General features: G+C 59.7%; 7 protein-coding genes. 3 read left to right on the forward strand and 4 right to left on the reverse strand.

The features are described from left to right. The 3 genes from M7F93_RS10155 to glgC form a co-directional block, all read right to left on the reverse strand. The coding region (locus M7F93_RS10155) for an alpha-amylase/4-alpha-glucanotransferase domain-containing protein (RefSeq protein WP_298172891.1) at window positions 1–1,858 on the reverse strand (1,858 nt) is incomplete at its 3' end. Then, window positions 1,859–3,562: a glycoside hydrolase family 57 protein gene (locus tag M7F93_RS10160; RefSeq protein ID WP_298172893.1), complete on the reverse strand. Its 1,704-nt coding sequence runs from the start codon at window positions 3,560–3,562 to the stop codon at window positions 1,859–1,861. It lies immediately after the preceding gene. A 5-nt stretch (window positions 3,563–3,567) separates the two neighbouring features. After that, window positions 3,568–4,875, reverse strand: a complete 1,308-nt coding sequence (glgC, locus tag M7F93_RS10165; protein WP_298172895.1) for a glucose-1-phosphate adenylyltransferase — start codon at window positions 4,873–4,875, stop codon at window positions 3,568–3,570. Between the two features lie 245 nt (window positions 4,876–5,120). Here glgC and glgB point away from each other — a divergent pair, with 245 nt between their 5' ends. The 3 genes from glgB to M7F93_RS10180 are packed head-to-tail and all read left to right on the forward strand — an operon-like array spanning window position 5,121 to window position 8,700. Beyond that, window positions 5,121–7,331 carry a 1,4-alpha-glucan branching protein GlgB gene (gene glgB / locus M7F93_RS10170; RefSeq protein ID WP_298172907.1) on the forward strand — a complete coding sequence of 737 codons (2,211 nt, stop codon included), beginning with the start codon at window positions 5,121–5,123 and terminating at the stop codon, window positions 7,329–7,331. A gap of 2 nt (window positions 7,332–7,333) precedes the next feature. Further along, window positions 7,334–7,795: an NfeD family protein gene (locus tag M7F93_RS10175; RefSeq protein ID WP_298172898.1), complete on the forward strand. Its 462-nt coding sequence runs from the start codon at window positions 7,334–7,336 to the stop codon at window positions 7,793–7,795. Beyond that, the gene (locus tag M7F93_RS10180) at window positions 7,771–8,700 is read left to right on the forward strand and encodes an SPFH domain-containing protein (RefSeq protein ID WP_298172901.1); all 930 of its coding nucleotides are present in this window, start codon (window positions 7,771–7,773) and stop codon (window positions 8,698–8,700) included. The genes M7F93_RS10175 and M7F93_RS10180 overlap by 25 nt, the downstream gene beginning before the upstream one ends. Before the next feature lie 46 nt (window positions 8,701–8,746). On the opposite strand, the gene M7F93_RS10185 is transcribed toward M7F93_RS10180, so the two are convergent. Next, a partial coding sequence (locus M7F93_RS10185; RefSeq protein ID WP_298172904.1) for a 6-phosphogluconolactonase occupies window positions 8,747–9,109 on the reverse strand: 363 nt, incomplete at its 5' end.

The raw sequence follows: 9,109 nt of genomic DNA on the forward strand, positions 1-9,109 counted from the left end.
GGTTGAAATGCAGGATGATTTTGCCGCCCATAACCGCATCCTCCAGGACGATTTCCCGGGTCGCTGCACCCTGAATGGGGCTGCCAAAGCCGCCCTGTGAACTGCCATTGGCTAAGAACTGGCCCGCTGGGCCATCGCAACTCGGCATGGCCAGAAAGAGCCGGGTACGGAAACGCTGCGCTTCTACCCGCTTGCGGGCTGACTCAATGCGGTAGTCCACAGTGAGGCGGTTTTCCGACAGGGTGTAGCGCTTGCTGACGGCCCATTCGTCCGCAACGCCGCCGGAAAAGTGTGGGGCATCCGGCAAACGGCTTTCGCTGTAAGTGATGGCGCTCCCATTGATCCATTCCTGAAAGCTGTGGCAGGGTGTGGCGTCCGGCGTAAGGTCTTCAGCGCTGATATCGGTTTTGAAGCTGACGCGGTCGTGGGCGGAAGCAATGCCTTCGCCGGGGGGTTCATGCGCAATGGTACCGTGATGAATCTTGTCATAATAGGCCTCATCACGGCGCGCCAGAGTGTCGCCGAGGTTGTGTCGTAGCGCATAGCAGTCCCATTCCACCACAGCAGCGCTGGGGGCCGGGCGGATGATCAACTGGAGGGCGTGATTATGATAGAGCAGTTCATCGAGGCCATCCAGATCCAGGTCCACGTGTTCCATTGCCGGGCGTGCCTGGATCCGGTCCAGTTGCGCCTCCAGACGGACGATGGCGTTGAAAACGGCGCGCCGCAGATGCGGTAGATAGATGCCGCCAAAAAGTCCGTGCCAGTAGGCGTCATTGGCTTGCGCTTCGTGCAGGTCCGCGCGCATGGTTTTGCTCTGCTGGCGCTTGGGCAGGGCGTGAAAGCGCTGCGATAGTCGGAGCATGCGCTTATGCATCCAGTTGGATTCCGGGTAGCGGGTCAGGAAGTTTTTCCAGATGCCACCGCGGATCAGGGCCTTACGTTGTTCCAGCCGACCGGCTGTTTTTTCCTGTTCCAGGAAGGCGGCGTAGCCGCGCGCCGCATCGGGAGCCAGCGTCCATTCGTTCATTTCGCTGTAGGATACCGTCGGCAAATAGATGATACCCTGGGGGCGATTCTGAGCTAGATAATCCCGAAAACGCATGGGCTGAATGTGTGGCGAGTCGAGCACGCCACGCAGGAATCGTTCCAGCCAACCCTTCTCGTACACCCAGCTATAGGTCTCCGGCCAGACGCCAAATTTCTCAATGTCGTCGAAATAAATGCCGGCACTGCCTGGATGCTGCTCGGAGAGGCCCTCAATGTACGACACGGCGGCGTCGGCTTCAGAGAATGGCAGGCGGTAGCGCAGCGCCTCAGAAATAGGAAAAACGTCAATGCGCTGGCCATTTTCTTCGGTGCGGTGGAAGCTGCCGAGCTGGTCTGCCGAGGCGCCCGCACAGAGAAAGTGATAGTCGTCCACCATAACGTAGCGCACTCCGGCCTCGTTGAGGGCAGGCACCACACTGGGGTCCCAGACCCGCTCCGTGAGCCAGGCCCCGACGGGCCGCTGTCCGAAGTGTTTCTCCAGACGGTTGGCCATGGCCTCAATTTGGGCGATACGATCGGCATGAGGAATCGCGGCAAGCACCGGTTCCGTATCGCCGGCGCCCACCATTTCCGCCTGGTTGCGGGCTACCATCTCCTGCAGCAAGGTGATGGTTTTGGGGTGCTGGTCAATCATATAAGCCAGCAGCCAGCCGCTGATGTGGATGGCGAAAGGGAATTCAGGAAAACGATACATCGCCTCTAAAAATGGGTGATAGCAGCGGAGTACGGCATCGTCGATGACGTGGGGGAAGTTGCCGACCGGCTGATGGGCATGGACGCCCAGGAGGAGGGGGGTGCTGTGGGTCATTCAGTGTCCTTCCGCGTGAGTACGGCGCATGGTACCACCGGCCTCTGCCGCACCGCCGCCATGGCTGATGGGGTTGCTGAGGGCGTCGGGGGCAGGGATTTGCATCAGGGTATAGAGTTTGCGGAGGTTGAGGCGGTACAGCTGGTCGAAATCACGGACGGAGTCCGAGGGGTTATAGTCGCCGAACCACCAGAACCAGTCGGAACCTTCACAGCGGCCGAGCTGTTCGATGATTTGGGCCTGTTGTTCTGGGGAGAACTCCCCAAGATGTCTGTCCACATCCTGTTTGGCGGTGCAGAGCAGATCCCATGCGCGGTTTTTAGCGGGGTCGCCAATCCAGGTGCTGAAGCTGCCGTAGACCCAACTCCCCGCGGCCAGTCGGGGTATGCTCTTCATGTCGTCGGGATGGTGGCTGACAAAGTCGCTGAAGGTGCACATCCGGATGTGCGGATGATTAGCCAGCGACTTATAGAGCTCCGAGAGAAAATAATAGCCATTATAAGGATAATATTCCCAGGCGTTTTCGCCATCGAGAATAATGCTGACGACCGGGTTTTCCTCGTGCTCCGTCTGCCGCCAGATGGCCTCCAGTTTGTGGATGAAGTCCGTGACCGCATCATGCCCGGACCAGGTTTTGTAATCGAAGCCGATGGTGTCGGAGAGCGCGTCATCGCGGAAAAAAAGTGCGGGTCCTTTCCCCTGCAGTTGATAGGGACGGTACAAGTATTCCGCCCGGCCGCGGGGGCCGCTGCCATCGTCGCTGAGCAGCAGGCTATGGGCCAGTACGCCTTCACCGGAAGCGGTCCAGCGCACCCCGGCGCTGCCGAGCATTTCGACAAAGGCGGCAGAGACGCCCCCTTCGGCAGGCCACATACCCTGCGCCGGCACTCCAAAATGCCGGGGATGGCTCTGTTGTGCCTGGTCGATGTGCCAGCGCGCGCGCTCAGCCCCGCCGGGGTAGGCCGGGCAGTCGGGCAGCAGCGCATCTGCTACCGCTTCTTGCGCGGCGTTGAAGTCGAGCAGCAGCGGAGCGATGGGATGATAATAAGGGGTGGTGGAAATCTCAATGCGTCCGGCTTCTGCCAGGGCGCGATAGCGGGGAATCAGTCCGCCAATCAGTTCCCCGAGAAACTGGACGAGTTGCTGGCGGTCTTCCCGGCTGAAACCGTGTCCCTTGGCAAAAAGTGATCGCAGGAAAGGGCTGCCGCGGCGCACGGTCTCCCCGGTCCAGGCCAGGTGATACCAGACCAGAAGATCCGCGAGGTATTGTACGGAGAGGTAATCCGCCATTTCTTTAACGTCCTCCAGCATCAACTGGTAAATGTCATGCAGGCGACGATAATCCGGGAAGGGGTTGAGCATGTGCTCCGGGTCGAGGCGGAAACATTGCTCCAGAAGAAAATGCCGCTGCTCATTGGACAGTGTCTTGAGGTCGTCCGTGGCGAGCGCTATCAGCAGCGGATCGCGGAACTGCCTGCTCTGAAATTGCGCGCTATAGTCCTGTAACTGTTCGACCAGAATCGGCACATAATTAAACACCCCCCGGGCGAGGGGATTCTCCTCATAGTGGGCGATCATGTCTGAATAGTCTTTGCAGGCGTGCAGGTAGGTCCACGGCAAAGCGTAGAAGCCGTCGGCATCGCGGTAATCGGGTTGGTGCATGTGCCAACAGAAAATGACATGAAGCGCGCGCGCCGGGGGCATAGGGATTACCTCACGAAATGCAGTTGCTGGCCCAGTAATTCCGGGGTAATCAGGGTTACGCCGTTGGGCGTGCGATAAAATCGGCGGGCGTCTTCGGCCGGATCTTCACCGACCACAAGCCGGTCCGGGATAATGGTGCCTTTGTCCACGACCACCTTGCGCAGGCGGGCCCCTTCGCCCATGCGCACGTTGGGCAGGATGACCGAGTCTTCAATCAGGGTGCGTCCGTCATTGATCCGCACGTTGGAAAACAGCAGGGAGCGGCGAACGGTGGCCCCGCTGATGATGCAGCCGCCGGAAACAATGCTGTCCAGTGCCATGCCCCGCCGGCCTTCATCGTCGAACACGAATTTGGCTGGCGGTAATTGTTCCTGATAGGTCCAGATCGGCCAGCGGCTGTCATAGAGGTCGAGATCGGGAGTGACGTGTACGAGATCGATATTGGCGGCCCAGTAGGCATCCACCGTGCCCACATCCCGCCAGTAACAGCGGCTGTTGCTTCCCTCGGAACTGGAAATGCAGCTATTACGGAAACGATGCGCGATCACCCGGTAGCGCGGCACCATGTAGGGAATGAGATCGTTACCGAAGTCATGGGCAGAGTCGCGGCTGTCGGAATCGCGGATGAGTTGTTCATAGAGGAAGTCGGTGTTGAACACGTAGATACCCATGCTTGCCAGGGCGCGATTGGGATTGCCCGGGGTGGGGACCGGGTCCTGGGGCTTTTCGGCAAAGGCAGTGACGCGGTCCTCGCTGTTGACGGTCATCACGCCGAAGGATTTGGCTTCTTCCAGCGGTACCTCAATGCAGGCGACACTCATGTCGGCCTGGCTTTGGACGTGCTCGGCAAGCATCTGCCCATAATCCATTTTATAAATATGATCACCTGCCAGGATAATCACATAGCGTGGACGATGGGCGCGGAGAATGTCGATGTTCTGGAAAATGGCGTCGGCGGTGCCCTTGTACCAGCCGGTGTTCATGCGCTGCTGAGCGGGAAGAATCTCGGTGAACTCGCTGAACTCGCCACGGAGAAAGCCCCAGCCGAGCTGGATATGACGAATGAGGCTATGGGATTTGTACTGGGTGAGGACACCAATGCGACGAATACCGGAGTTGAGACAATTAGAAAGGCAGAAGTCGATGATGCGGAATTTGCCGCCAAAGGGGACGGCGGGTTTGGCGCGCCAGTCGGTCAACGGACCGAGGCGGCTGCCGCGTCCCCCGGCGAGTACCAGGGCCAGGGTGTTCTTGGTGAGGTTACTGACGAAGCGGGGTGAATTGGCTACTCCGAGACTGCCTTCTTCCGACATTACCCTCTCCTTGATTTTGGCATAGACACGAGCTTACCTGCAGTATAGGTGAGACCGGCGATGCACCGGCTTTTAAGGTACTGAACTTAATCGATGGCGGCAAGGACTCTATAGGCAGGAAAATTGCGCATCGGGCAGAACAGCGCCGCTCTCCGGATGTGTTATGCTCAAGAGGCGTCAGTATGGCGACAAAGCGGGAACGGATTCACCCCGGATGGCGGGTAGAGGAGGGTGCGGTGACGGCAATGCTAAAGCGTGGCAGTACAGCGATCGGTCTGTCCGGCGAAAGCGCAGACTGCTTGGCGATCTGTGAGGCGCGCCATCAGGATCCCTTCGCCTGGCTGGGCCAGCATGTGGCTGGTCAACAATCCGTGCAGAGGGTCTTTCTGCCTGGCGCGTTCCGCGTTGAGATTCAGACGCCGAAGGGATGGATAGCCATGGAGCCGATCCATAGCGACGGCGTCTTCGTACACCAGGGTGAGGCACTGCCCCTACCCTACCGCTTGCGCTGGGAGAACCGGCACGGGCTTCACGAGCACTATGATCCCTATGTCTTCGGCCCGGTGCTGGGGGATCTGGAGGTTTACCTCTTCGGCGAGGGGCGCCTCTACGAAGCCTATCACCATCTCGGCGCGCACCGCCACCAGCATGAGGGGGTGGATGGGGTATCATTTGCCGTCTGGGCGCCTAATGCCGAGCGCGTCAGCGTCGTTGGCGATTTTAATGATTGGGACGGGCGCTTCCATCCCATGCGCGCGCGCGGCCTGAGCGGTCTTTGGGAATTGTTTGTCCCCGACTTGGCGGTTGGCGAAATCTACAAATTCGAGATGCGCCACCGCGATTCCGGAGTGGTGTTTGTCAAGACCGACCCCTACGCCAATGCTTTTGAGCTGAGGCCGAGTACGGCGGCGCGGGTGGTGGAAGATGACCATGTCTGGACCGATCAGGACTGGATGGCGGCGCGGGCGGGCCATGACTGGCAGCACGCCCCCATGAACATCTACGAGGTGCATCTCGGTTCCTGGCAGCGCGATGCGGCGGGCCATTTCCTCAGTTATGAGACGCTGGCGGGGCGCCTGGTAACCTACTGTAAAGACATGGGCTATACCCACATTGAGCTGATGCCGGTGATGGAACACCCTCTGGATGAATCCTGGGGCTATCAGGTGAGCGGCTATTTTGCGCCTACCAGCCGTTTTGGTAACCCCGATGGCTTCCGTGCCTTCGTGGACCACTTTCACCATGCGGGTATCGGCGTGCTCCTGGACTGGGTGCCGGGGCATTTCCCCAAGGATGACTGGGGGCTGGCGCGTTTTGACGGCACAGCGCTGTATGAACATGCCGACCCGCGCGAGGGTGAGCACAGCGACTGGGGCACTTACATTTTCAACTTCGGGCGTAATGAGGTGCGCGGTTTTCTGCTGGCCAACGCCTGTTACTGGGCGGACAGTTTCCATATCGACGGGTTGCGCGTGGATGCGGTGGCGTCCCTGCTCTATCGCGATTATTCGCGCCAGGAAGGCGAGTGGATTCCCAATCAGTACGGTGGCCGGGAGAATCTGGAGGCCATCGATTTTCTGCGCGAGATGAATGTGGTCCTCAATGAGCGCCATCCGGGCATCCTTACCATTGCCGAAGAATCCACGTCCTGGCCCATGGTCTCCCGCCCCACCTATGTCGGCGGCCTGGGGTTTTCCATGAAGTGGAACATGGGGTGGATGAACGACACCCTTGCCTATTTGGAGCAGGACCCGGTCTATCGTCGTTTTCATCAGAATGATCTCACCTTCAGCCAGCTCTACGCCTATACAGAAAATTTTGTGTTGCCCCTGTCCCACGACGAAGTGGTGCATGGCAAGCGTTCACTGCTGGACAAAATGCCGGGGGATACCTGGCAGCGCTTTGCCAACCTGCGGTTGCTCTTCAGTTACCAGTTTGCCCATCCCGGCAAAAAACTGAATTTTATGGGCAACGAGTTTGGCCAGGGACGGGAGTGGGATTGCGGGCAGGCCTTGGACTGGGGTCTCCTGCATTGGGACTGGCATCAGGGTATTCAGCGCTTGAGCCGGGATCTGGCGCATCTGTACCAGGATGTCCCGGCTTTGCATGTGCAGGATTTTCAGGGCGAGGGCTTTTCCTGGGTGGATTGTCACGATGCCGACCAGTCCGTATTGAGCTTTCTGCGCTGGGATCGGGATGGCGGCTTCGTGCTGGCCGTGTTCAATTTTACGCCGGTGCCGCGGCGCAATTATCGCTTGGGAGTACCGGTAGCGGGCCGCTATCATGAGATATTCAACAGTGATGCGGGCGCTTATCACGGCAGCAATCTCGGCAACCTGCCACAGCCGGCGCAGGCTCAAGCCTGGATGGGGTTGCCCTATTCGCTGGAACTGGTGTTGCCGCCCCTTGCTGCGATTTATTTACAGTTGGCCGGGGCAGACCGACCCTGGGGGTGAGGATGTTTATGGTCTATGTCGTCATTGCTTTTGTCGCCGGGCTGGTGGAGCTTTTTACGGGCACGTTCTACCTGGCGGCGGTGGCGCTGGCGGCCCTGTTCACGGCGATCACCGGGCTGCTTTTGCCAGGCACGGTGCTGCACTGGTTTTTCCTGGGGTTTTGTCTGGTCTTGCTGCCCACCGGACTGTGGCTACGTCATCGTTTGGCCGCCAAAACCAAAGATCTCGGCGATTTTGATCTGGGGCAGGGCGTGGATGTTGTCAGCGGGCCGGACAGCAATCAGCAATACAGTGTACGTTATCGCGGTGCCGAGTGGCTGGCAGTCGTCGATGATGGCCCTTCCCCTTGTCCGGGCGACCGCGCCGTCATCATCGCCAAGACCGATAATCTGCTACATTTGGGGGTGCTACCCCAGCAAAATTCTGGCAAGGAGCCATTATGTCCTCCCTCATCGTCATCCTGATCGTTATTGTTGCAGCTTTCTTCATTTTACGGACCACCATCCGGGTGGTGCCTCAACAGCGCGCCTGGGTCGTCGAGCGCCTCGGTAAATACCATGCGGTGCTGGAGCCGGGGCTGAATTTCATCATCCCTTTTCTGGACCGCATTGCTTTCCGTTTTGACATGCGCGAGGTGCCCATGGAGGTGCCCGCACAAGTTTGCATCTCCTTCGATAACACTACCATGACCGTGGATGGGGTGCTCTATCTGCAGATTACCGATTCGGTAAAGGCGGCTTACGGTTCCAGTAATCCCTTCACGGCGGTCATCCAGCTGGCGCAGACCACCATGCGTTCAGAGATCGGCAAGTTGCACCTGGATGCGGCGCTTTCGTCCCGGCAGTTGCTGAATACCGCCGTCGCTTCGTCGGTGGACGAGGCGGCGATCAACTGGGGCGTGAAGGTGCTGCGCTATGAAATCAAGGATATTACTCCGCCCCAGGAGATCATCCGCGCGATGGAACTACAGATCACCGCCGAGCGGGAAAAGCGGGCGCTGATCGCCAAGTCCGAGGGGCAGCGGCAGCAGCAGATCAACACCTCCGAGGGACAACGTCAGCAGGACATCAACGTGGCGGATGGTCGCAAACAGGCGGAAGTGTTGCGCGCCCAGGGTGAGGCCGCAGCCATCCAGTTGGTTGCCGAAGCCACCGCCGCCGCCATCCGCGTCATCGGCGCCGCCGCGCGGGCGCCGGGTGGCATAGAAGCTTTGCAGATGCAGCTCGCCAAGGACTATATCGAAAAATGGGGCAACCTCGCCAAGGCGAGCACCAGTCTGGTGATCCCGGCGGATCTGGGCAATATCGGTGCGTTGGTGGGTACGGCGCTGTCCATGGTCAAGCAGCAGGGCGGAGCAGCGCAAGCTTGAACACCGCCTGAGGCGCCCGCGCAACCCGGATTCACGGGCACTTGGGTCAAATGGTCCCAGGCACGGCTTCCGGCCAGGCCGCCTTGTCCAGCCAGACATCGGCCGCAGTGCCTACCATGGCGGCGGGAATGGATTCGCCCCGTAGCCAGGCCGCGAGTGCCAACCGCTTGCCGCTGCCCGTGGTGAGAAAAAACATCTCCCGCGTGTATTGTAATCGCCAGCCGCTCAGGCTCACCCTTTGGGGGGGCGCCTTGGCGGCATCGTGGATGGCGATGGTGGCGGGGCTGCTCTTTTCCAGGCCCCAGTCGTGGCCGGGGAAAAGGCTGGCCGTATGGCCATCCTCCCCCATTCCCAGCAGGACCAGATCGAAGGCATGTGGCGGAAGCACCGCGGCGTAGTCGCGGGCGGC

Source organism: Acidithiobacillus sp. (assembly GCF_027322205.1).
GTDB lineage: Bacteria > Pseudomonadota > Gammaproteobacteria > Acidithiobacillales > Acidithiobacillaceae > Acidithiobacillus.

Excerpts from the sequence above, each read along its gene's own strand:
- M7F93_RS10160 (WP_298172893.1), bottom strand. The coding sequence starts at position 3,562 with ATGCCCCCGGCGCGCGCGCTTCATGTCATTTTCTGTTGGCACATGCAC.
- glgC (WP_298172895.1), bottom strand. The coding sequence starts at position 4,875 with ATGTCGGAAGAAGGCAGTCTCGGAGTAGCCAATTCACCCCGCTTCGTC.
- glgB (WP_298172907.1), top strand. The coding sequence starts at position 5,121 with ATGCTAAAGCGTGGCAGTACAGCGATCGGTCTGTCCGGCGAAAGCGCA.
- M7F93_RS10175 (WP_298172898.1), top strand. The coding sequence starts at position 7,334 with ATGTTTATGGTCTATGTCGTCATTGCTTTTGTCGCCGGGCTGGTGGAG.
- M7F93_RS10180 (WP_298172901.1), top strand. The coding sequence starts at position 7,771 with ATGTCCTCCCTCATCGTCATCCTGATCGTTATTGTTGCAGCTTTCTTC.